The 21,640-nt window shown below is 38.6% G+C and carries 19 protein-coding genes, 1 pseudogene and 1 other annotated feature; of the genes and pseudogenes, 5 read left to right on the top strand and 15 right to left on the bottom strand.

All coding sequences use genetic code 11. The features are described 5' to 3' along the window. Positions 1-189 precede the first annotated feature (189 nt). The 8 genes from rpoC to BR87_RS08705 form a co-directional block, all read right to left on the bottom strand. Positions 190-3,813, bottom strand: coding sequence for a DNA-directed RNA polymerase subunit beta' (gene rpoC, locus BR87_RS08740; protein ID WP_035031078.1), 3,624 nt, complete (start codon positions 3,811-3,813; stop codon positions 190-192). 449 nt (positions 3,814-4,262) lie between these two features. Beyond that, complete coding sequence (rpoB, locus tag BR87_RS08735; RefSeq protein WP_156959100.1) at positions 4,263-7,835, bottom strand: DNA-directed RNA polymerase subunit beta; 3,573 nt, start codon at positions 7,833-7,835, stop codon at positions 4,263-4,265. Between the two features lie 305 nt (positions 7,836-8,140). After that, positions 8,141-8,752 (bottom strand): class I SAM-dependent methyltransferase, encoded by a 612-nt coding sequence (locus BR87_RS08730; protein WP_035031072.1) that lies wholly within the window; start codon positions 8,750-8,752, stop codon positions 8,141-8,143. Positions 8,753-8,837: 85 nt separating this feature from the next. Further along, positions 8,838-9,203, bottom strand: a complete 366-nt coding sequence (gene rplL, locus BR87_RS08725) for a 50S ribosomal protein L7/L12 (RefSeq protein ID WP_035031069.1) — start codon at positions 9,201-9,203, stop codon at positions 8,838-8,840. An 87-nt stretch (positions 9,204-9,290) separates the two neighbouring features. Beyond that, complete coding sequence (gene rplJ, locus BR87_RS08720; RefSeq protein WP_035031065.1) at positions 9,291-9,791, bottom strand: 50S ribosomal protein L10; 501 nt, start codon at positions 9,789-9,791, stop codon at positions 9,291-9,293. 59 nt (positions 9,792-9,850) lie between these two features. Beyond that, positions 9,851-9,978, bottom strand: a sequence feature (ribosomal protein L10 leader region). A gap of 60 nt (positions 9,979-10,038) precedes the next feature. Next, positions 10,039-10,731: a 50S ribosomal protein L1 gene (gene rplA / locus BR87_RS08715; protein WP_035031062.1), complete on the bottom strand. Its 693-nt coding sequence runs from the start codon at positions 10,729-10,731 to the stop codon at positions 10,039-10,041. Positions 10,732-10,828: 97 nt separating this feature from the next. After that, a complete protein-coding gene (gene rplK / locus BR87_RS08710) occupies positions 10,829-11,254 on the bottom strand; it encodes a 50S ribosomal protein L11 (protein WP_035031059.1) in 426 nt (141 codons plus the stop codon). A 130-nt stretch (positions 11,255-11,384) separates the two neighbouring features. Then, complete coding sequence (locus BR87_RS08705; protein ID WP_084683596.1) at positions 11,385-11,855, bottom strand: hypothetical protein; 471 nt, start codon at positions 11,853-11,855, stop codon at positions 11,385-11,387. A 177-nt stretch (positions 11,856-12,032) separates the two neighbouring features. Here BR87_RS08705 and BR87_RS08700 point away from each other — a divergent pair. Next, positions 12,033-12,587, top strand: a pseudogene (locus BR87_RS08700) (NRDE family protein); the annotation flags it as partial. Then, positions 12,565-12,792, top strand: a complete 228-nt coding sequence (locus tag BR87_RS13670; RefSeq protein ID WP_156959139.1) for an NRDE family protein — start codon at positions 12,565-12,567, stop codon at positions 12,790-12,792. The pseudogene BR87_RS08700 and the gene BR87_RS13670, both read left to right, overlap by 23 nt. 75 nt (positions 12,793-12,867) lie before the next feature. On the opposite strand, the gene nusG is transcribed toward BR87_RS13670, so the two are convergent. The 6 genes from nusG to BR87_RS08675 all read right to left on the bottom strand — a co-directional run bounded on the left by nusG (position 12,868) and on the right by BR87_RS08675 (position 16,783). Continuing rightward, positions 12,868-13,416, bottom strand: a complete 549-nt coding sequence (gene nusG / locus BR87_RS08695; protein WP_035031056.1) for a transcription termination/antitermination protein NusG — start codon at positions 13,414-13,416, stop codon at positions 12,868-12,870. Positions 13,417-13,578: 162 nt separating this feature from the next. Further along, a complete protein-coding gene (secE, locus tag BR87_RS08690; RefSeq protein ID WP_035031053.1) occupies positions 13,579-13,758 on the bottom strand; it encodes a preprotein translocase subunit SecE in 180 nt (59 codons plus the stop codon). A 33-nt stretch (positions 13,759-13,791) separates the two neighbouring features. After that, positions 13,792-13,944, bottom strand: coding sequence for a 50S ribosomal protein L33 (rpmG, locus tag BR87_RS12870; RefSeq protein WP_084683634.1), 153 nt, complete (start codon positions 13,942-13,944; stop codon positions 13,792-13,794). A gap of 106 nt (positions 13,945-14,050) precedes the next feature. Next, the gene (menA, locus tag BR87_RS08685; RefSeq protein WP_035031050.1) at positions 14,051-14,992 is read right to left on the bottom strand and encodes a 1,4-dihydroxy-2-naphthoate polyprenyltransferase; all 942 of its coding nucleotides are present in this window, start codon (positions 14,990-14,992) and stop codon (positions 14,051-14,053) included. A gap of 36 nt (positions 14,993-15,028) precedes the next feature. Then, on the bottom strand, positions 15,029-16,087 hold the full coding sequence (locus BR87_RS08680; RefSeq protein ID WP_035031047.1) for an FAD:protein FMN transferase: 1,059 nt from the start codon (positions 16,085-16,087) through the stop codon (positions 15,029-15,031). 141 nt (positions 16,088-16,228) lie between these two features. Further along, the gene (locus BR87_RS08675) at positions 16,229-16,783 is read right to left on the bottom strand and encodes an FMN-binding protein (protein WP_035031043.1); all 555 of its coding nucleotides are present in this window, start codon (positions 16,781-16,783) and stop codon (positions 16,229-16,231) included. A 355-nt stretch (positions 16,784-17,138) separates the two neighbouring features. Here BR87_RS08675 and BR87_RS08670 point away from each other — a divergent pair, with 355 nt between their 5' ends. From BR87_RS08670 to BR87_RS08660, 3 genes are all read left to right on the top strand, one after another. Beyond that, positions 17,139-19,007 carry an NAD(P)/FAD-dependent oxidoreductase gene (locus BR87_RS08670; RefSeq protein WP_035031040.1) on the top strand — a complete coding sequence of 623 codons (1,869 nt, stop codon included), beginning with the start codon at positions 17,139-17,141 and terminating at the stop codon, positions 19,005-19,007. A gap of 216 nt (positions 19,008-19,223) precedes the next feature. Then, on the top strand, positions 19,224-19,802 hold the full coding sequence (locus tag BR87_RS08665; protein ID WP_035031037.1) for a Gx transporter family protein: 579 nt from the start codon (positions 19,224-19,226) through the stop codon (positions 19,800-19,802). Between the two features lie 35 nt (positions 19,803-19,837). Continuing rightward, positions 19,838-20,818, top strand: a complete 981-nt coding sequence (locus tag BR87_RS08660; RefSeq protein ID WP_035031034.1) for a polyprenyl synthetase family protein — start codon at positions 19,838-19,840, stop codon at positions 20,816-20,818. 219 nt (positions 20,819-21,037) lie between these two features. Here the strand turns inward: BR87_RS08660 and BR87_RS08655 are convergent, their stop codons facing one another. Next, complete coding sequence (locus BR87_RS08655) at positions 21,038-21,637, bottom strand: sigma-70 family RNA polymerase sigma factor (protein WP_035031031.1); 600 nt, start codon at positions 21,635-21,637, stop codon at positions 21,038-21,040. Positions 21,638-21,640: the final 3 nt, after the last annotated feature.

Here is a 21,640-nt window from a genome sequence, read left to right as displayed (position 1 = left end):
CTACTCATTAATTAGCATAGCACACCTTTTTGCTCACAGAAAATAATGTCACTTCCAGCTAAGTAGCCAAACAAAAAAAGCGGACAAGGCTTGAACGCTAGACAGTGAATACCAAAACTTATAATACCCTACTCAATGAAAAAAGGCCGTTCAGCTGATTTTATCAACTGAACGGCCTTTTAACTTATTTTATCTGTTTGGTTCCTTTTGGTCATTGATGCTGTAAACATTTTCGCTTACTACGCCAATTCCTTTAGGTTCCATTTTACGGTATTTCGCCATTCCGGTACCAGCTGGAATGATTTTCCCGATGATAACATTTTCTTTCAACCCTAATAGTGGATCACGTTTTCCGCGAATAGCAGCATCCGTTAAGACACGTGTCGTTTCTTGGAACGAAGCAGCAGATAAGAAGCTGTTTGTTTCCAATGAAGCTTTCGTGATTCCTAATAAGACCGGACGAGCTGTCGCTGGAACGCCGCCAGCTAATAAAGTTTTGTTGTTTTCTTCTGTGAAGTCGTGGATATCGATTAATGTACCTGGCAAGACATCTGTTTCACCTGGATCCATCACTCGTACTTTACGCAACATTTGACGAACCATTACTTCGATATGTTTGTCCCCGATTTCTACCCCTTGCATACGGTATACTTTTTGAACTTCACGTAATAGATAGTTTTCGACTGAAAGAACGTCGCTGACGCTTAATAATTGTTTAGGGTCAATTGATCCTTCAATTAAGCGTGTACCCCGTTCGATCTTATCGCCTTCAACTACTTTCATCCGCGAGATAAACGGAACTTGGTAGCTGCGTGTATCTGTTTCTCCTTTAACGGTCACTTCTTTTGTACGGTCAGCTGGGTTTTCATCAATAGAGATAACTTCCCCGGTTACTTCCGTAATAACGGATTGACCTTTAGGGTGACGCGCTTCGAAGATTTCTTGAATACGAGGAAGCCCTTGAGTAATATCGTCTCCGGCAACCCCACCGGTATGGAATGTACGCATGGTTAATTGAGTACCAGGTTCTCCAATTGATTGAGCAGCGATGGTTCCGACTGCTTCTCCAACTTCAACTTCTGAACCGGTTGCCAAGTTACGACCATAACAATACTTACATACACCGTGTTTTGTATTACAAGTGAATACGGAACGAATCGTAACTGATTCAATTCCAGCATCTATGATTTGTTTAGCAATATCTTCTGTAATGATTTCATTGTTCTTGATAATCACTGAACCGTCTCTAGGATCGAAGACTGTTTTACGAGTGTAACGTCCCAATAAACGTTCTTCTAATGTTTCAATGACTTCATTGCCTTCTTTAATTGCCATGATTTCTAATCCACGGTCTGTACCACAATCTGTTTCACGAATGATTACATCTTGTGCCACATCTACTAAACGACGTGTCAAGTAACCTGAGTCAGCCGTTTTCAGAGCGGTATCGGTCATTCCTTTACGAGCTCCATGAGTAGAAATAAACATTTCTAAGACAGATAACCCTTCACGGAAGTTAGAAGTGATCGGTAATTCCATGATTTGTCCATTCGGAGCAGCCATCAATCCACGCATCCCAGCAAGCTGAGTAAAGTTGGAGATGTTACCACGGGCACCAGAGTCACTCATCATGAAGATCGGGTTGCGGTCATCTAAACTTTCCATCAATTTGATTTGAATACGGTCTTTAGCAGCATTCCAAATAGTAATAACACGTTCATAACGTTCTTCGTCTGTAATCAAACCACGACGGAATTGTTTGGTGATATTTTCTACTTCGCCATGCGCTTCATCTAAGATTTGTTGTTTTTCTTCTAATACTACAATATCAGCAATCCCTACTGTGATTCCGGCGATTGTTGAATATTTATAGCCTAAATCTTTCATCTTATCTAGCATTTTTGAAGTTTCAGCAATTTTGAATCGTTTGAATACTTCAGCAATGATGTTTCCTAGATTTTTCTTCTTGAATGGTTTGATCAATTCTTGTTCTTTAATATGAGCAGGAATATCTGTTCCAGCTTCAACAAAATAGTTGTCTGGCGTAGCCACTTCAAGATTGCTTTGAGTTGGTTCATTCAAGTATGGGAATTCACCTGGCATGATTTCATTGAAGATCAATTTACCAACCGTTGTGATCAGCATTTTATCTTTTTGCCATTCAGTAAATGGTTTTTCAGGAATATCTACTGCACGAATACCGATCCGTGAATGTAGATGTACATATCCGCTACGGTAAGCAATCATTGCTTCATTTAAGCTGCTGAATGTCATACCTTCGCCTTCACGTCCTGCTTCTTCCATTGTTAAATAATAGTTCCCCAAGACCATATCTTGAGAAGGTGTAACAACTGGTTTTCCATCTTTTGGATTCAAGATGTTTTGAGCAGCCAGCATCAACATGCGTGCTTCAGCTTGAGCTTCATCACTTAAAGGAACGTGAACGGCCATTTGGTCACCATCGAAGTCGGCATTGTATGCTTCACAAACTAATGGATGCAGACGAATCGCTTTACCTTCTACAAGGACTGGTTCAAAAGCTTGGATACCTAGTCTATGCAATGTTGGTGCCCGGTTCAACAGAACAGGGTGTTCACGGATAACTTCTTCTAGAATAGCCCAGATGGCATCATCTTGACGATCGATTTTACGTTTTGCGTTTTTGATATTGCTGGCAATATCGCGCGCAACTAATTCACGCATAACAAATGGTTTGAATAATTCAATAGCCATTTGCTTTGGTAAACCACATTGGTACATTTTAAGTGTTGGTCCAACAACGATAACGGAACGGCCTGAATAGTCAACACGTTTTCCTAATAAGTTTTGACGGAAACGACCTTGTTTTCCTTTTAGCATATGTGACAATGATTTCAATGGACGGTTACCTGGTCCAGTAACTGGACGTCCGCGACGACCATTATCGATCAAAGCATCAACAGCTTCTTGTAACATCCGTTTTTCATTTTGGACGATAATATTTGGAGCCATTAAATCTAATAGACGTTTCAAGCGGTTGTTACGGTTGATTACACGACGGTATAAATCATTTAAATCACTTGTTGCAAAACGTCCGCCTTCTAATTGAACCATGGGGCGTATTTCTGGCGGGATAATTGGAATAACATCCATAACCATCCAAGATGGTTGGTTGCCTGAATGACGGAATGCTTCCAAGATATCTAAACGGCGAATAGCACGTGTACGTTTTTGACCTTGTGCTGATTTTAATTCTTCTTTTAATTCAGCTACTTCTTTTTCCACATTCACATCGTTTAATAATTGCTTAATGGCTTCTGCTCCCATTTCAGCTTGGAATTCATTTCCATATTGCTCACGACGTTCGCGGTATTCTCTTTCAGTCAGCAACTGTTTCTTTTCCATCGGAGTATTACCAGGTTCGATTACTACATAAGAAGCAAAGTATATAACTTCTTCAAGTGCACGAGGGCTCATGTCTAATACAAGTCCCATCCGGCTCGGAATTCCTTTGAAATACCAAATATGGGTAACAGGTGCTGCTAGTTCGATATGACCCATCCGTTCACGACGTACTTTTGAACGAGTAACTTCTACGCCACAGCGGTCACAAACAATTCCTTTGTAACGGATACGTTTGTATTTTCCACAAGCACATTCCCAGTCTTTTGAAGGTCCGAAAATACGTTCACAGAATAAACCGTCGCGTTCAGGTTTTAATGTACGATAGTTAATGGTTTCAGGTTTTTTTACTTCTCCATAAGACCAACTGCGAATCTTATCTGGAGAGGCCAAACCAATTTGCATGCTTTCAAAATTATTAACGTCTATCAAGGGGCCTACCTCCCTTTATTTTTGTCGAGCTGCCCTATCTGCTCTGTTTTATGGTTCATTACAAAATTCAGCAGAAATTTATCCGCATCTTTTTAATTGAGCTGCAAACAACAGCTTCTCGAGAAAAAGATAAAACTATTTGAAATCAAAGATTTCTTCAACTTTTCCTATTTTCTTGTCGAAGCTAAACGTTGTTTTTCGCATCTTATTTTAATTGAGCTACGCGCCACAGCTTTTCATCAAAATAGATAATCTTTCAGGAAATGAAACATTTCCGTCAAGATTCCTAATTTTGAATCGAAGCTCCCAAATGGCGCTTCGCATCTTGTTTTAATTGAGCTGCACGCTCTAGCTCTTCGGAAAAAAGATGAAATTGTCCTCAAGGCTTACAGCCTTTTGCGGGAATTTCCCTATTTTTCTGTCAGAGCTGAACAGAGCGCTCCGCATCTTTAATCTTGTAGTCTTTCTTGTTCGGTTGCTTCTGCACGGATTTTTTCTTGTTCTTCAGCATATTTGCTCAGTGCATCGATGTTTACAATGTCATCGTCATCATCCATATCGCGTAATTCGATTTCTTCATCATCTGGGTTCAATACTTTCATATCTAATCCCAAAGCTTGTAATTCTTTCACTAATACGCGGAATGATTCAGGAACACCTGGTTTTGGAATTGGTTCGCCTTTGACGATTGCTTCATAAGTTTTCACACGGCCGACCACGTCATCGGATTTGTACGTAAGGATCTCTTGCAGCGTATAAGCAGCGCCATAAGCTTCAAGTGCCCATACTTCCATTTCACCAAAACGTTGTCCACCGAATTGAGCTTTACCACCCAATGGTTGTTGTGTAACTAATGAGTAAGGTCCTGTTGAACGTGCATGTAATTTGTCATCAACCATATGGGCCAATTTAATCATGTACATAACACCAACAGAGATCCGGTTATCAAATGGTTCCCCTGTACGTCCATCGTATAATACGGTTTTCGCATCTGAAGACATTCCAGCTTCTTTAACAGTTTCCCAAACATCTGTATCGCTTGCGCCATCAAATACTGGAGTAGCAATGTGAATGCCAAGTTGGCGTGCTGCCATTCCGATGTGCAGTTCTAATACTTGTCCGATGTTCATCCGAGATGGTACCCCTAATGGGTTCAACATAATATCAACTGGTGTTCCATCAGGCATAAACGGCATATCTTCTTCCGGCATGATTAAAGAGACAACCCCTTTATTACCATGACGTCCAGCCATTTTATCCCCTTCATTGATTTTACGTTTTTGTACAATGTAAACACGAACCAGCATGTTTACTCCTGGAGATAATTCGTCGCCGGCTTCACGTGTAAAGATTTTTACATCATGAACCGTTCCGCCACCACCATGTGGTACACGAAGAGAAGTATCACGTACTTCACGTGCTTTTTCTCCAAAAATAGCATGTAATAGACGTTCTTCTGCAGATAGTTCAGTTACTCCCTTAGGCGTGACTTTCCCTACTAACAAGTCGCCATCTTTAACTTCAGCTCCAATACGGATAATACCCATTTCATCTAAATCTTTTAATGCATCTTCACCGACGTTTGGAATTTCACGAGTGATCTCTTCAGGTCCAAGTTTTGTATCACGTGCTTCTGATTCATATTCTTCAATATGGATTGAAGTGTAAACATCATCTTTGACTAGACGTTCGCTCATAATGATCGCATCTTCATAGTTATACCCTTCCCAAGTCATGAAGGCTACTAATGGGTTTTGACCTAATGCCATTTCACCATTTTCCATAGAAGATCCATCAGCTAAGATTTCGCCTTTTTCTACGCGATCACCTTTAGCTACGATTGGACGTTGGTTATAACAAGTTCCAGCATTTGAACGACGGAATTTTGTTACCGTATATTTGTCTAAAGCACCATTGTTTTGACGGACACGGATTTCTTTCGCATCCACATATTCAACGATACCGTCATTTTGACAGATCATTGCGGCACCAGAATCTTTTGCAGCTACATATTCCATCCCAGTTCCAACTAGTGGAGCTTGTGGTTTGATTAACGGAACGGCTTGACGCTGCATGTTTGCACCCATCAAAGCCCGGTTACTGTCATCATTTTCCAAGAAAGGAATACAAGCTGTCGCTACAGCAACTACTTGCTTAGGCGAAACATCCATATAGTCGACACGACTGATTGGAACTTCTAAGTTTTCTTCGACATAACGAGCCAGCACAACATCATTTGCAAATGTGCCGTCTTCATTTAATTTGGCGTTTGCTTGTGCTACTACATAAGCATCTTCTTCATCAGCTGTTAAGTAATCGATTGTGTCGGTTACTTTACCTGTTTCACGGTCTACACGGCGATAAGGCGTTTCGATAAAACCAAATTTATTTACTTTTGCATAACTGGACAAGCTGTTGATCAATCCAATATTCGGACCTTCTGGTGTTTCAATCGGACACATACGGCCATAGTGAGAATAGTGAACGTCACGAACTTCGTATCCAGCTCGGTCTCTAGTCAATCCGCCGGGTCCTAAAGCAGACAAACGACGTTTATGTGTTAATTCACCTAATGGATTGGTTTGATCCATAAACTGCGATAGTTGAGAAGAACCAAAGAATTCTTTGATAGCTGCTACAACTGGACGAATATTGATCAGTTGTTGCGGTGTAACAGTGGCCATATCTTGAATGGACATCCGTTCACGAACCACACGTTCCATCCGAGATAAACCGATCCGGTATTGGTTTTGTAATAATTCACCAACTGAACGAATACGACGGTTACCTAAATGGTCAATATCGTCTACATTGCCGATACCTTCTTGTAAATTAAAGAAATAATTCATAGAAGCTAGGATGTCAGCAGGTGTAGCATTTTTGATTTCTGTCGAAATTACGCCGTTTCCAATGACATTTACGATTCGCTCAGCGTCTTTAGGAGAATACACTTTCACTACTTGAACTGTAACGGGTTCTGTTACAACTGCATCTTCTGACGGGTAGTAAGTAACACTATTTAATCCCGCATCTAGATAAGGATCTAAAATATCCATTTGATCACGGTCTAATTTGGTTCCTTCTTCAATCAGAATTTCTCCTGTTTCAGGATCAACCAATGTTTCAGCTAATGTCAAATTGAATAAACGGGTCTTTAAGTTTAATTTTTTATTTACTTTATAACGGCCAACATTTGCCAAGTCATAACGTTTTGGATCAAAAAAGCGAGCAGTCAGTAAACTTCTTGAGCTGTCTGCTGTTTTGGGTTCACCTGGACGTAACCGTTCATAGACATCTTTCAAAGCTTCTTCTGTCCGTGAATCACTTGCATTTTTGTGCAAGTCTTTTTCTAACGTTAAACGCAAGCTTTCGTTGTCGCCAAAAATTTCAAGAATTTCATCATCTGAGCCAAATCCTAATGCGCGAACTAAAACAGATAAAGGAATTTTACGTGTGCGGTCGATCCGAACGTAAGAAATATCTTTTGCATCTGTTTCATATTCCAACCATGCGCCGCGGTTTGGAATTAAAGTAGTACCGAAGCCTTCTTTACCATTTTTATCTAATTTACTATGGAAGTAAACGCCTGGCGAACGGACTAATTGAGAGACGATAACCCGTTCAGCTCCATTAATAACAAAAGTACCCATATCCGTCATCAACGGGAAGTCACCAAAGAAAACTTCTTGGTCTTTTACTTCACCGGTTACTTTATTAACTAAACGTAATTTTACATAGATAGGTGCTGAATAGTTTGCATCATGAGAACGAGCTTCTTCAACGGTATATTTAGATTCTTGCAATTGGTAGTCCAGAAACTCTAATGATAAGTTCCCAGCGAAATCTTCGATTGGAGAAATGTCTTTGAACATTTCACGCAATCCTTCATCTAAGAACCATTGGTAGGAATTGGTTTGAATTTCAATCAAATTTGGAAGTTCTAATACTTCGCTGATTCGCGCGAAACTTCTACGTGTACGGTGTTTTCCGTAATTTACTAAGTGGCCTGCCAACCTGTTCACCCCTCAAAATGTTTTGAATGTGTCCGCAGCTGCCAAAATTCCCGTCCCAACAAGACATTACAACCACGTAACAAATATTATTGTTACGTGACATCTCGTTATTGACCTTATTTTTTGACAAAAAAAAACCAAAAGAGTCGTGAACTTTAAAATAAAAATCACATTTTCTTTTGTTTTTCTTTAAAAAACCTAGTCTGGACAATATTTCAGAACTCGGTTATCTCTACTCGACACACTTACTGCATTAGATTATTTTACATTATTAAAATCAAAAAGTCAAGCACTCCTGACCGATTATCAACTCTTTAACTTACTTGTTTTTTGCTTTGGATAATCCAGTAGCCTTTTTCTTTACTGATGACCTCTGCGTTCCCAAAAGCTTCTTCCATTTTCGCTTTAGCACTCGGAGCACCTTGCTTTTTTTGAATAACAACGGTCAGCGTTCCTTGCGGCTTAAGTCGGTCAACTGCACCTGTTAAAATACCATGAACCACCGATTTTCCAGCCCGGATAGGCGGATTGCTGACGATAGCTGCAAAAGAATGTCCTTCTACTTGTTCATACATATTAGAAACATGGATATTGATATTAGTGATGCGATTATTAGAAGCGTTTTGTTTCGCTAAGTTAAGCGCACGTTCATTTACGTCGACCATTTCAACCGTCCGGTCAGTCGCTTCTTTTGCGAAAGCCAAACCCATTGGGCCATAGCCGCACCCTACATCCAGTATATCGCCTTCTATCGTTGAAGCTAGATCCATCGTTTCGATTAACAAACGAGATCCAAAGTCCACTGTTTTTTTCGAAAATACGCCTAGATCCGTCACAAATTTAAACGCTTGCCCACGCAAGGTATAAGACCAAGCTGACTGTTCGCTTGCAGCTTGCGGTTTATTCGTAAAATAATGATCTGCCATTTTACTCCTCCTTTACTTTACCTGTAGAAAAAAAAGACACGCAGTGAACTGCGTGTCTCAAAAGTATTCTATCTAAAAGCGCTGATTATTTAAGTGTGATAGTTGCGCCAGCTGCTTCTAATGATTCTTTCATAGCTTCAGCGTCTTCTTTAGATACGCCTTCTTTAAGTGGTGCAGGAGCTCCATCAACTAAAGCTTTAGCTTCTTTCAAGCCTAAACCAGTTGCTTCACGAACTGCTTTGATAACTTTAATTTTTGCTTCTCCAACAGATGTTAATTCAACTGTGAATTCTGTTTGTTCAGCAGCAGCAGTTTCTGCTCCGCCAGCAGCAGCTACAGGAGCAGCTGCAGTTACGCCAAATTCTTCTTCGATTGCTTTTACTAAGTCGTTTAATTCTAATACTGATGATTCTTTCAAATCAGCAACGATTTGTTCAATGTTTAATGCCATTGTTATTTTCCTCCATTTATATAGGTATAGGTTATTTGTGTGCATTTGTTCAGCTTGCTTTTTCAAACTGCCAAGATTGTTTCTCTATTAAGCAACTTCTTCTTTTGATTCTGCAACTGCTTTGATGATAAGAGCAGTGTTGCGTACAGGAGCTTGAAGTACAGATAGTAGCATAGATAGTAATCCTTCGCGATTTGGTAATGTTGCAAGAGCGTTCATTTCTTCTGCTGATGAAACTTTACCTTCGATTACGCCGCCTTTGATTTCCAAAGCAGGTGCTTCTTTAGCAAAGTCCGCGATGATTTTTGCAGGTGCAATTACATCTTCATCACTAAAAGCGATAGCTGTAGGCCCTTTAAAAACATCTTCCATTCCTGATAAACCGGCTGCTTCTGCTGCACGGGATAAAACAGAATTTTTGATAACTTTCATCACAATACCTGCATCACGTAATTGTTTACGTAAGTCAGTCACTTCTTGAACAGTTAAACCACGGTAATCCACTACGACAACTGATGCTGCGTTTTGGAAACGAGTTGTTGCTTTTTCAACAAGTAATTGTTTTTCTGCGATTGCTGCTTGACTCATTAAATTTTCACCTCCCGATCGATTGGTGGAATCTCTTCGTGTAGTTAACTTAAAAAGTCTTCATAACGTAAAAAACTCCATGTCACCGTAGACATAGAGGGAGTGTTGTATGTTTTCACATATCATCCTCGGCAGGAAATTAAGGCATGAAGCCACCTACTGTCTTCGGTAATATTTCTTAACCTAGACGATTTTAACAAGATAAATCGTCCAGGTCAAGACATTTATAATTCTTATTTCACAATTCTTAAGCGAATGTATTCACGTCTACTTTGATCCCAGGACCAAATGTGCTAGTGATTGATACATTTTTGATGTATTGTCCTTTAGCAGTTGACGGTTTTACTTTAAGCATTGTGTCATTGATTGTATTAAAGTTTTCTATTAATTTAGTTGCGTCGAATGAAACTTTTCCGATAGGAGCATGGACATTTCCTGCTTTGTCTACACGGTAAGTTACTTTACCAGCTTTGATTTCGTTGATTGCTTTTGTAACATCCATTGTAACAGTACCTGTTTTAGGGTTAGGCATTAGGCCTTTAGGTCCTAAAACACGTCCAAGACGACCAACTTCAGCCATCATATCTGGTGTTGCTACAACAACATCAAAATCAAACCATCCGCCGTTGATTTTTTGAACAAGTTCAGCTTCGCCGACATAGTCTGCGCCTGCTGCTTCTGCTTCTTTAGCTTTTTCGCCTTTAGCAAAAACTAATACTTTTTGTGTTTTACCTGTTCCGTTCGGAAGAACGACTGCCCCACGAATTTGTTGGTCAGCTTTTTTAGGGTCAACACCAAGTCTGTATGCTACTTCAACTGTTTCGTCAAATTTAGCAAAACTGGTTTCTTGCACTAAAGCTACAGCTTCTTCTACTGAGTAAAGTTTTTCAGCGTCTACTTTTTCTAGAGCTGCTAAATATTGTTTACCTTTTTTAGCCATGATTCATTTCCTCCTTGATTGTGGTTATAACGGTTTTACCTCCCACTTGATCCTCGTCTTTTTTCATACGAGAGACACTGAGAAGCGTGTTGCGGAATTAGCCTTCGACAACGAATCCCATGCTTCGTGCAGTACCTTCAACCATTTGCATAGCTGCTTCAACTGTTGCAGCATTTAGGTCAGGCATTTTTGTTTCAGCAATTTCTCTTACTTGTGCACTTGTAACAGTTGCAACTTTTTTCGTATTTGGTTCGCCAGATGCTTTATCAATACCAGCAGCTTTTTTAAGCAAAACAGCGGCAGGCGGTGTTTTTGTAACAAAAGTAAATGAACGATCTTCATATACAGAGATTACAACTGGTGTTAGTAAGCCGTTCAAGTCTTGCGTACGAGCATTGAATTCTTTACAGAATCCCATGATGTTTACTTGCGCTTGACCTAAAGCTGGACCTACTGGGGGAGCTGGACTTGCTTTTCCTGCAGGAATCTGCAATTTAACTAACTTAACAACTTTTTTGGCCACGAGACATACCTCCTTGAATGAGTCCGTGATGTGGTTAATGGGGCTAAGATTTCCCCTCCCACATTCTTTCATACGTCAAAACGTACCCACTGACTATATCATTTTTCTTACGGCAAGACAAGCCTAAAATTCACTTTTTTGTTTTTTCTGAACGAAATCGTTTAACCGGCTCTTCTTTAACCTTCACTTCAGTCTTAAACGGCTCTTTTTTTCGTGTTTTTTTGACAGCACGTATCATTCCGTATAAAATACCAACAACCACAGCATAAAAGAAAAAGAATACTAAAAAGCCCCACAACCCCATTGCTGCATCAGCGAATTCCATGTTTCCCCTATTGGTGATGGCTTGTTGGATTTCGATCGCAAACACCAGAACCACCATCAGTGTAAAGGTATAGATAAACGCTAAAATTGTTGTTTTAAACTTAAAGGTCTCGATCCATTTAAATACCAAATAAACTACTAAAAAGAGTCCCATTCCAATTAGGCTAATCACCCAAAAATGCAAGTCCTTGTCAGAAAGCTGAACACCAAACCGTTGTGTGATCAGATCATGGATATCATTAACTAAACTCGCTAAAAACAAGATGATTTGTTTCATCTGAATCCCCTACTTCCCCTTTATCGAATGGTCAATATAAAGCTTAATTTTCACCGCCCAGTATACCATAATCCATCAAAAGCGACAGACCTCAAACTCATATTTTGCAAAGCTTTATTGTCCCGCGTATACTTAGTCTTACTATAATCAAACCAGAAAAACAGGAGGAAAAAGCTTATGTGTTTACTTAACTTCCGATTTCACGATCATCCTGAGTATAAGTTGATTCTTACCGCTAATCGAGATGAAGCTTATGACCGGCCAACCGCTGCAGCTCATTTTTGGGAAGATGCTCCGACTGTCTTAGCTGGAAGAGATTTGCTCAAAATGGGCACTTGGCTGGGAATCACCAAAACTGGCCGCTTTGCCGCTTTAACCAACTTTTACAATTCAAAAGCCGACGCTAAAGAAAAAAGCATTTATGCACACTCTCGCGGAAACATTGTTCGGGACTATTTGACATCAGACACCTCTCCTGAAGCTTTTATATCGGCACTGCAAGAAAAGCGGCTGCAATTCGATGGATTTAATTTACTGATCGGAGATGCAGAAGAATTGTTTCATTATAATAATGTATTAAATCAATTCACTCCTGTCTTGCCCGGCACTCACGGGCTAAGCAACGATACATTGGATATACCTTGGCCTAAAGTAACAAGAGGTAATGAACAATTGATCCAAGCTACTCAAAACAACGCGTTGCCTAAAACTGAAGCTCTTTTTTTCTTTTTTAACCACACCGCTGAAAGAAAAGGCCAGTGTTCCGCTAGACCAACAAGAAAAAGAAGCTCTTTTTCTTCAACATTCTCTATACGGTACCGTTTCTTCTACCATCTTAATGATTGATCGTTTCAATAAAGTAACTTTCGTAGAACGCTGCTTTGATCAAACCAAACCATTAGAAGAAAATCACTTTCACTTTAATATCATCCAATAAAAAAAGCCTTTGATTCAAAGACGAAAGAATGTTATCGATTCAATCGTCTTTTCAAAGACTTTTCCCTATATACAATTAGATTTTATCGGCTTGTTCAAAATCAAGTTCTGTACTTGTTTCGCGACCGAACATTTCCACATTTACTTTTAACTTAGCTTTTTCATGCTCGATTTCAGTGATTTTACCGGTCATTCCGCTAAATGCGCCTTCAATGATCGTCACTGTTTCGCCTACTTCAAATTCAATTTCTTTATGTCGCGAGCTGATGCCTAGACGACGTAGAATGACTTCGATTTCCTCACTCAATAGAGGCGCTGGCTTGCTCCCTGCCCCATGAGAACCAACGAAACCTGTTACACCCGGTGTATTCCGAACAACGTACCAAGAATCATCAGACATAATCATTTCTACTAATACATACCCAGGAAAGGTTTTTTTCATCGTTACTTTGTCTTTTCCGTTTTTCTTTTCTGTTTCTTCTTCTTCTGGAATAACGACACGAAAGATGTAATCTTCCATCCCCATACTATTTGCACGTGATTCAATGTTTTGTTTTACTTTATTTTCATAACCTGAATATGTGTGTAAGACATACCAGTGTTTTTCGCTTTCAACTTGCTCCATCTTGACAACTCCTATCTTTATTATCTGGCTATTCATGCTTTTTAAATTTTTTATTTACGACATACAAAAAAACCTTCATCTGTAGTAGGAAGGTTTCACGCATCAATTAATTGCATTAAGTATACCATCTAGCAAGTAATCCTGCTAGTAGTTTCCCTAAATTTAAAAAATTAAATCAAGAATCGAAACAATACCGAAGTCAACGACCATAAAGAAAACCGCAAATATTAAACAAACTCCAAATACAATGAGGCTGTTTCTTTTCAGTTCTCTGCTTGTTGGCCAAGTGACAGCTTTCATTTCATTACGTACGCCACTGAAAAAATTCTTTATTTTACCCATGCTATTCCCTCCGAACGGTCTTTGGATCTTTTGTTATTTCGTTTCACGATGAATGGTATGTTGGTTACAATATTTACAAAACTTCTTTACTTCTAAGCGTTCTGTACGTCCGGCGCTATTCACTTTTTTAGAATAGTTTCTGGATCCGCAAACAGAACAAGCTAAAGCAGATTTTTTAAGAGCCATTTTTTCACCTATACTTTCTAAATTGGCTAGTGATATCCTTTTAAATTTACCATCTCTTGAAGATAGTGTCAATTGTTCTTTTCGCTGCACTCTATGATGTCTATTTTTAATTTAACCCTAGACTGACAGCTAATAAGAGAATTTCTACTCCGCAGAACAACGATATATTTTTAATGGCAACGGAGAAGGTTTCTTCTTTAACTTGCCGCTGATTAAATTGCTGCAAATTTTTTCGGATAGGAATAAGGGTTATGAGCACTCCGAGTAATATAGGATGCAATAAACGAAAAATAACAGCCAGAATCACCATAACATAAGAAGCATACATCAAAAGATTAAATAATAAGACCGCATTTGACTTGCCAATATAAAACGGCAATGTGAAACGATGATTGCTGATGTCTTGTTCTAAATCGCAGGTATTATTTGCCAACATAATATTGGCAATTAGAAAGACCGTCGGCAATGAGACAAGAAAAATCTTTAAAATAGTCAGTACATTTCCTTCTAATAAAAAAGTTGTTCCGTGAAAAGATAAGTCAATCAGGGTTGTCGGAGCCACATTAACGTAAACTGCGATAAAGAAAATCCCAAAACCCATCACCACACCTGAAAGGGCTTCTCCCAGAGGCATTCTGGAAATCGGCAGTGGTCCGAATGTATAAAAAATACCAACGATAAAACAAGCTCCTCCTAAAAAGAGCAATAAGATATTCGTACGGAATACCAGCCAAAGACCAAGCAAAGAGGCAAAGGTCAACATCATCAAAATCAGCTGGATGACTGTCTTTTCAGCGATTTTTTCCTGTCCAATAATATTTGTATTTTCTTTATAACTGACGTCTTTAGCCTTTTGGTAATCCATTAAATTATTGATCGCTGTAGTCGTCAGATCGAATAGCAACATCGCTAAAAAGAAAAGCAGCGTATTGCCGATATTGATGGTGTCAAAATAAAATTGTGCGAATAATATTCCTAATAGAAAAGGAAACAAACTCGCGATTTTCGTTTGGATCTCGACTAATTTCAAAAAAACTTTCAGTGTCATGATAACACCTTCTCTTCTTTATATAATTTTTCTACTTTAATTTTTCAATGTAAAATCATCGTCGTTTAAATGGAAGCTTTTTTTCAATCCATCTGATACATACACAGAACGGTCTTTCGTTACAAAAATAGCTTCTACATTTTCACGTTGATTGACAAAATCTAAACCAGCTTTCAAGCCTTTAGAAAAAATCACCGTTGATAAGCCGTCGCCATCAATGGATTTATCTGTCACAATACTGACGCCTGCTAGGTCGTTCTCAAAAGGATAACCTGTATCAGGGTCTAATAAATGGTGGTAATTGACTCCCTCTACTTCAATAAAGCGTTCATAGATACCTGAAGTGACAATCGTTTGATTGGTAACGGGTAAAGAACCAAGAATTTCCCCGCGTGTTTCAAACGGGTTTTGTACTCCGACATTCCACTCTGCATTCTCAGCTCGCGGGCTATGGCCCAAAACAAAAATGTTTCCTCCTAAATCCACAATAGCTGTGTCTACTTCATTGGCTTTAAGCACTTTAACGACTTCATCTGTAATATATCCTTTAGCGATTGCACCTAGATCTAAGAGCATTTCTTTTTTAGGCAAGTAAACGCTATGTTCCTGGTCGTCAAATTCTACTTGCTGATAATCAATCAACGGCAACGTTGAATCAATTTCAGCTTGTTCAGGTTTTCTGGCATCATCGAAACCAATGTGCCACAAATTGGTCAAAGGTCCGATCGTCATATCAAAACTGCCTTCACTCTCACTACTGTACGTATAAGCAGCTTTGAGTAATTCATACACATCATCTGATACAACCACAGGTTCATTTCCTGCTTGTGCATTTACCTTATCGATTTCTGAGCCTTTTTCATTGACGGTAATTTTTGCAGCCAATTCTTCGATACGGTCAAAGGCTTGATCAAGAACCGCTTCTTTTCCTTCATTATAAATCTTTACATTCACGACTGTTCCCATCAAAAATTCAGTCCGGCTATAGGGTTCATCTACCAGAACACGCGCTTCATTTTTTTTACCGCATCCTGAAACAATCAACAAGACACCAAATAACAAGAAAAACATTGTCCATTTAGAATTGAATTTCATTATAATACCTCTCTTCGCACTGATTCCAATTTAGCAAGTTGAATCATTCAAATTAAACTGTCGAAAAATTTCAACAAGGTCTTAGATAATTATTATCTAAGACCTTGTTATTTTAGCTCACTAGATTGTACTTGTAAAACCTTATTCTTCTACTTGATTGTCAACCATGATCGTTTCTGTTTTTCCTTCTTTAGCAGCATCAACTAACTGTTGTGCATATTTTTTGAAAGATTCTGAAGAATGTGTCGCACCGGTTACAACTTCGACACCAGCTGGATCGCCTTTAGCTACTAATTCAGCATTTAATTCGGGGATGTATTCTGCTGGGCCAGTTCCTGACTTTTCTTTCATAGCTTTTTGGTACTCTTCATCTTCTGATTTTAAGTTGCCATCTTTATCAAGGTAATCATAATTAGATTCGGTAATTTTTCCGTCTTTAACTGTCAAAGTAAAATCTACTTTCCAGCCATTTTTATCTAGGTTCTTTTCTTCTAATTTGTATGTGCCATCTTGCAATTCGCCAGCGGCTACGTCACTTGATGTTGCTTCGCTTGAAACAACGTCACTTGATACTGCTTCGCTTGAAACAGCTTCTGAACTTGTATCATTTGCTGTATTATCACTGCCACATGCAGCTAAAACGAGTGTGGATGCAAAAATAACTGATGCTAACTTAAATCCTTTTTTGATTTCCATGATTATTTACCACCTTTTTTTTAGTCTGAACCGCTCTATTTGATAATTTATTCACAAGTGAGAAGTTCATCTAAAAATAGTATAACTGATTTAAATTTAATTGTCTATAAATTTCACAAAGAATCTTTAGAATTCAATTTTCTGTCTTTTTTTTGTTTTGTTTTTCTGTTTTAGCTAAAAGGTCTAGACAATCTTTTTTTTATCTTGTATACTTAACTCGAATTAATTGTGAATAGTTTAACTTTCTTTTCGCTGATTCATTTTATTATTTTTAATTATTCTCATCCCCAAAAAGGTTTTAGCACTATTTTACAATTATTTGTTCAATTAATAACATAAAAAGGAGTAGAAAATTATGTCTACAAAAAATATAGTTGTGGTTGGTGCAGGATTTGCTGGCGTTGCTGCCACAAAAAAACTAGCAAAACGGTTTAAAAAGAATCCAGATGTCAAAATTACATTGATTGACCGTCATTCTTATCAAACTTATATGACGGAGTTGCATGAAGTAGCCGGAGGACGTGTTGAGCCTGAAGCCATTCAATACGATTTACAACGTTTATTCTGCCGTTTGAAAAATGTTACCCTTGTAACAGACAACGTCACTAAGATCGACCATGACAAAAAAATGGTGATTACAGAAAATGGTGTCTTTCCTTTTGATCAATTGGTCTTAGGAATGGGCGGCGAACCAAATGACTTTGGGACTCCCGGTGTAAAAGAACATGCCTTTACGTTATGGTCAATGGATGATGCTATAAAGATACGTCATCATATAGAAGCAATGGTTGCCAAAGCTGCTCTTGAACGAGATGAAGCAAAACGCAAAGCAATGCTGACATTTACGGTTTGTGGTTCTGGATTTACAGGTATTGAAATGATCGGCGAATTACTAGATTGGAAAAAACGTTTGGCCAAAGACAATAAGATTTCCCCTTCAGAAATCACTCTGATGGTCGTAGAAGCAGCACCAACGATTTTAAATATGTTAACACGAAAAGATGCAGATAAAGCTGAACGCTTTATGGATAAAAAAGGCATTCAATTATTAAAAAATTCTCCTATTACTGCTGTTGAACCTGATCATATCGTCTTAAAATCAGGACAAAAAATTCCAACTTATACTTTGATTTGGACAGCTGGTGTAAAAGCTAATACTGATGTAGAAGCTTTTGATATGGAAGCAGGACGTGCTGGCCGCTTAGTAGCTAATGAATACATGGAAGCTAAAGGCATCGAAGGCGTTTATGTTATTGGAGACTTAGTTTATTATGAAGAAACTGAAAATACGCCTACTCCTCAAATCGTACAAGCTGCTGAACAAACTGGACACACAGCTGCTGAAAATATTATTGCGTCCATTGAAGGAACTGAAAAGAAAAAATATGTCGGAAACTACCAAGGTTTTATGGTTTCGATCGGTTCAAAATATGGTGTAGCTCATTTAGGAAAAAATATTCACTTAAGTGGTTTTATAGCTATTTTAATGAAACATTTAGTTAATTTATATTACTATTTCGGTATTCGTTCTGGTTACTATGCCGTTCAATACCTTTTCCATGAATTTTTCCATATCAAAGACCAACGCAATGTCTTCCGTGGACACTTATCTCGTTATGGAAATGTTTTATGGAGCGTACCATTGAGAGCTTTTTATGGTAGTATGTGGCTCTTTGAAGGTGTGAAAAAAGCCTTTGGTTTATTTGGAACAACTAGCTGGTTTGGAAATGAAGTCGCATTGCCTTTCTCATGGCTGCAAGAAGCTACAACTGGAGCTTCTGAAGCCGCTGATGCAGGAGCAGTTGCTGAAGCTGCTAAACCCGTCTTCGGTTTAAGTTACGTTTACGGTGAAGAGCCGATGATGGTTTTCTCTAAAGCACCCGGCTGGTTTGAAAGCATCATGAAAGTCATGATCCCTACTCCTGAAGTCGCTTTGATTTTCCAAAAAGTGATGACACTGCTTGAAATTGCTATTGGCTTAGCTTTGATTGCCGGCTTATTCGTTTGGTTGTTAAGTGCTTTAACTATTGGTTTAGTTGCCAGCTTTGCTTTATCCGGTATGTTTTATTGGGCCAACATCTGGTTCGTCTTTGTTGCTATTGCATTAATGAATGGCTCAGGACGTGCACTTGGTTTAGATTACTACGTTATTCCATGGATTCAAAAAGTTGCGGGCAAGTGGTGGTACGGCACACCTCGTTCATTGTATGGCAAAAAATCCTAAGGGGTTTAGCAACTAAGAGAAAAAGAGTGAACGCAGGTTCATCTGCTCTCACTCTTTTCTTTTTAATGATTTTTAAAATGTAAAGTATTAAGATAGAACAAAGAAAGTAAAATTTTTTCTTTGCTGTCTCTTACTATTTTATCTAATAGCTTTCTATAATGGAGAAGCACCGACTTTCTATTTAAAAAAAGTTTATGAAATGAGGCCGGTTTTACTATGACCAAGAATCAAAAAATCGTTTATATCGCTTTATTGGCTGCCCAAGCTGTTATTCTTGGATTAGTCGAAAGAAGCATTCCCTTTCCTTTCGCTTTTGCTCCAGGGGCCAAATTAGGCATTGCCAATCTCATCACCATTATTGCTATCTTTACCTTGCCGCTTAAAGATAGTTTTACAGTAGTGTGGATGCGGTTGATCATGACAACTTTACTAGGCGGTACATTATCTACTTTTATGTACAGTTGTGTTGGAGCTCTTCTTAGTTACTTAGGCATGCTGCTCGTAAAACAATTGGGACCAAAATATGTCAGTATCATCGGCATCAGTGCCACCGGTGGTATTTTACATAATGTCGGTCAATTAGTTGTCGCCAGCTGGATTTCGCAGACTTGGACTGTTATGCTTTACTTGCCCGTACTTTCATTTATGGGGATTTTATCTGGCATAGCGATTGGAATTGCGGCAAACTACTTATTGGAACATGTACGCACTCTGCGCGATTTCCAAGCGGTTTATTATACTCAGTCTGCTAAAAAGAACCAGCAGTCCCAATGGTTGAAACCAATCAAAGATTAAAAAACGACAAAAATAAGATAAAGGAGGCACCTGTCATGCCTGTTCATTCTCTTTGGAAACCTTACCCTGAATTAGAAAAAGAGCTGGAAAAAGTGACCCAGTTAATGGCTAAACAAGTTCGTCTACGCAATAAAGAAATTGAAACCGTACTTGTAGACCATATCTATTCCGGCGGTAAAATGGTTCGCCCTGCTTATACGCTGCTCTTTTCTAAATTTGGCGATGAGGAGCAGTCAGATCGTACTCAGGCAGTTGCTGCTGCAATTGAATTATTGCATACGGCTACTTTGATCCATGATGACATTATTGATGATTCCCCACAAAGACGTGGGAAACCTAGTGTACAAGGCAAGTATGGTAAAGATGTCGCTGTTTATGCAGGCGATTATCTATTTACTGTCTGCTTTCGTTTACTATCTTCTTATGCTGCTACAGCAGATCACATGGAAATCAATACTAGAGGAATGGAACGCATTCTGATGGGCGAACTCGATCAAATGCATTTGCGGTATCAACAACAAATGACGATTCGCAATTACTTAACACAGATATCCGGCAAAACAGCTCAATTATTTTCATTAGCTTGTTATTCAGGGGCTTTGAATGGCGGCCAAACAGAGCGGTTTGCCAGAAATTGTTATTATATCGGCAGCCATATCGGAATGGCTTTTCAAATTATGGATGATATTTTAGATTATTCGCAAGCTTCCGAAGTATTCGGCAAGCCAGTTTTAGAAGATGTTCGGCAAGGTATTTATACCGCCCCGCTAATCTATGCTTTACGCAAAAAGAATCCACGGCTCCAACAATTGATTGCTAAACAAGCAACCATGACTGAAGTAGATGCTAAAGAAGTCCAACAGTTAGTGATTGAATCAGGCAGCTTATCCGAAGCTGCACGATTAGCAGAAAAATATACGAAAAAAGCACTTGCTCGTATTGAACAATTGCCAGATCAGCCTGAAAAAGCCATTATTCGCGAAATTACTTGTAATTTATTGAATCGTTCTCTTTAATAGAAAATAAACTGCTTTTTAAAATAGATTCTAAACTAAGCAGTTGAATAAGCAAAGGAGGTCAAGACAACAGTCTCGACCTCCTTTTTTATACCCTTTTAAAAACTTGCAAGAATAGTAGACAGCTTGTTGAATTATTTGCCTTTCTTAGGTATGCGCTTACATTTAACTAAAAAACAATTTCTAGTTTATTAATCTAACTTCCCCCACCCACTTAATTTAATCGAATAAATGTTTCATTTTACGCTTACAACGATCTAAAGCATTTTTGACTTGTATCAAATCACACTCTAACTTATCAGCAATCTCTTCTACTTCCATATGATGAATATAATTTAAAAACACACGTTGTTCAAATTTGGAAAGTGTTTCTTGGTAGTCTACTAATTTTTCCCGAACTTGTAAAAGTTCCACAGTCGGTAATTGCTCCTTTCCATGAAGTATGTAGTGCTGCATATGTTCCTTTTTCTCAAGTAAGCCTTCCAACGACTCAGCGTTTTTTTCAAGCCTTCTTTTCTTAGCCATATCCTTTCGAACCAAGCTAAAAATATGATGCTTTAGATTTAATTTATAAAAATTTCCAAACGTGTGACCTTTTTCACTATCATAAGTATGAATCACTTTAAGAAAGACCATCCGGGCTTCTTGTAATAAATCTTCCAGTTCATAACTCTTTAAGTAAAAATCTTTTATCGTTTTTATCGCTAAAACATAGTACCGTTGAAAAATGATATCAAATAGTTCCTCGTTGCCGTTTTTGATGAGTTGTATCAACTCATCGTCACTCATTTGTACATAAAGCTGTTCTTTCCCTAACATATC

This window comes from Carnobacterium mobile DSM 4848 (assembly GCF_000744825.1).
GTDB classification, from domain to species: Bacteria; Bacillota; Bacilli; order Lactobacillales; family Carnobacteriaceae; genus Carnobacterium_A; species Carnobacterium_A mobile.
The sequence above is the reverse complement of the archived record's forward strand: the minus strand, read 5'-3'. Positions and strand labels throughout refer to the sequence as shown.

Coding starts and splice junctions, on each gene's coding strand:
- BR87_RS08730 (WP_035031072.1), bottom strand. CDS start 8,752: ATGGCAGATCATTATTTTACGAATAAACCGCAAGCTGCAAGCGAACAG.
- rplL (WP_035031069.1), bottom strand. CDS start 9,203: ATGGCATTAAACATTGAACAAATCGTTGCTGATTTGAAAGAATCATCA.
- rplJ (WP_035031065.1), bottom strand. CDS start 9,791: ATGAGTCAAGCAGCAATCGCAGAAAAACAATTACTTGTTGAAAAAGCA.
- rplA (WP_035031062.1), bottom strand. CDS start 10,731: ATGGCTAAAAAAGGTAAACAATATTTAGCAGCTCTAGAAAAAGTAGAC.
- BR87_RS08705 (WP_084683596.1), bottom strand. CDS start 11,855: ATGAAACAAATCATCTTGTTTTTAGCGAGTTTAGTTAATGATATCCAT.
- nusG (WP_035031056.1), bottom strand. CDS start 13,416: ATGGAGCAAGTTGAAAGCGAAAAACACTGGTATGTCTTACACACATAT.
- secE (WP_035031053.1), bottom strand. CDS start 13,758: ATGGGTAAAATAAAGAATTTTTTCAGTGGCGTACGTAATGAAATGAAA.
- rpmG (WP_084683634.1), bottom strand. CDS start 13,944: ATGGCTCTTAAAAAATCTGCTTTAGCTTGTTCTGTTTGCGGATCCAGA.
- menA (WP_035031050.1), bottom strand. CDS start 14,992: ATGACACTGAAAGTTTTTTTGAAATTAGTCGAGATCCAAACGAAAATC.
- BR87_RS08680 (WP_035031047.1), bottom strand. CDS start 16,087: ATGAAATTCAATTCTAAATGGACAATGTTTTTCTTGTTATTTGGTGTC.
- BR87_RS08675 (WP_035031043.1), bottom strand. CDS start 16,783: ATGGAAATCAAAAAAGGATTTAAGTTAGCATCAGTTATTTTTGCATCC.
- BR87_RS08670 (WP_035031040.1), top strand. CDS start 17,139: ATGTCTACAAAAAATATAGTTGTGGTTGGTGCAGGATTTGCTGGCGTT.
- BR87_RS08665 (WP_035031037.1), top strand. CDS start 19,224: ATGACCAAGAATCAAAAAATCGTTTATATCGCTTTATTGGCTGCCCAA.
- BR87_RS08660 (WP_035031034.1), top strand. CDS start 19,838: ATGCCTGTTCATTCTCTTTGGAAACCTTACCCTGAATTAGAAAAAGAG.
- BR87_RS08655 (WP_035031031.1), bottom strand. CDS start 21,637: ATGTTAGGGAAAGAACAGCTTTATGTACAAATGAGTGACGATGAGTTG.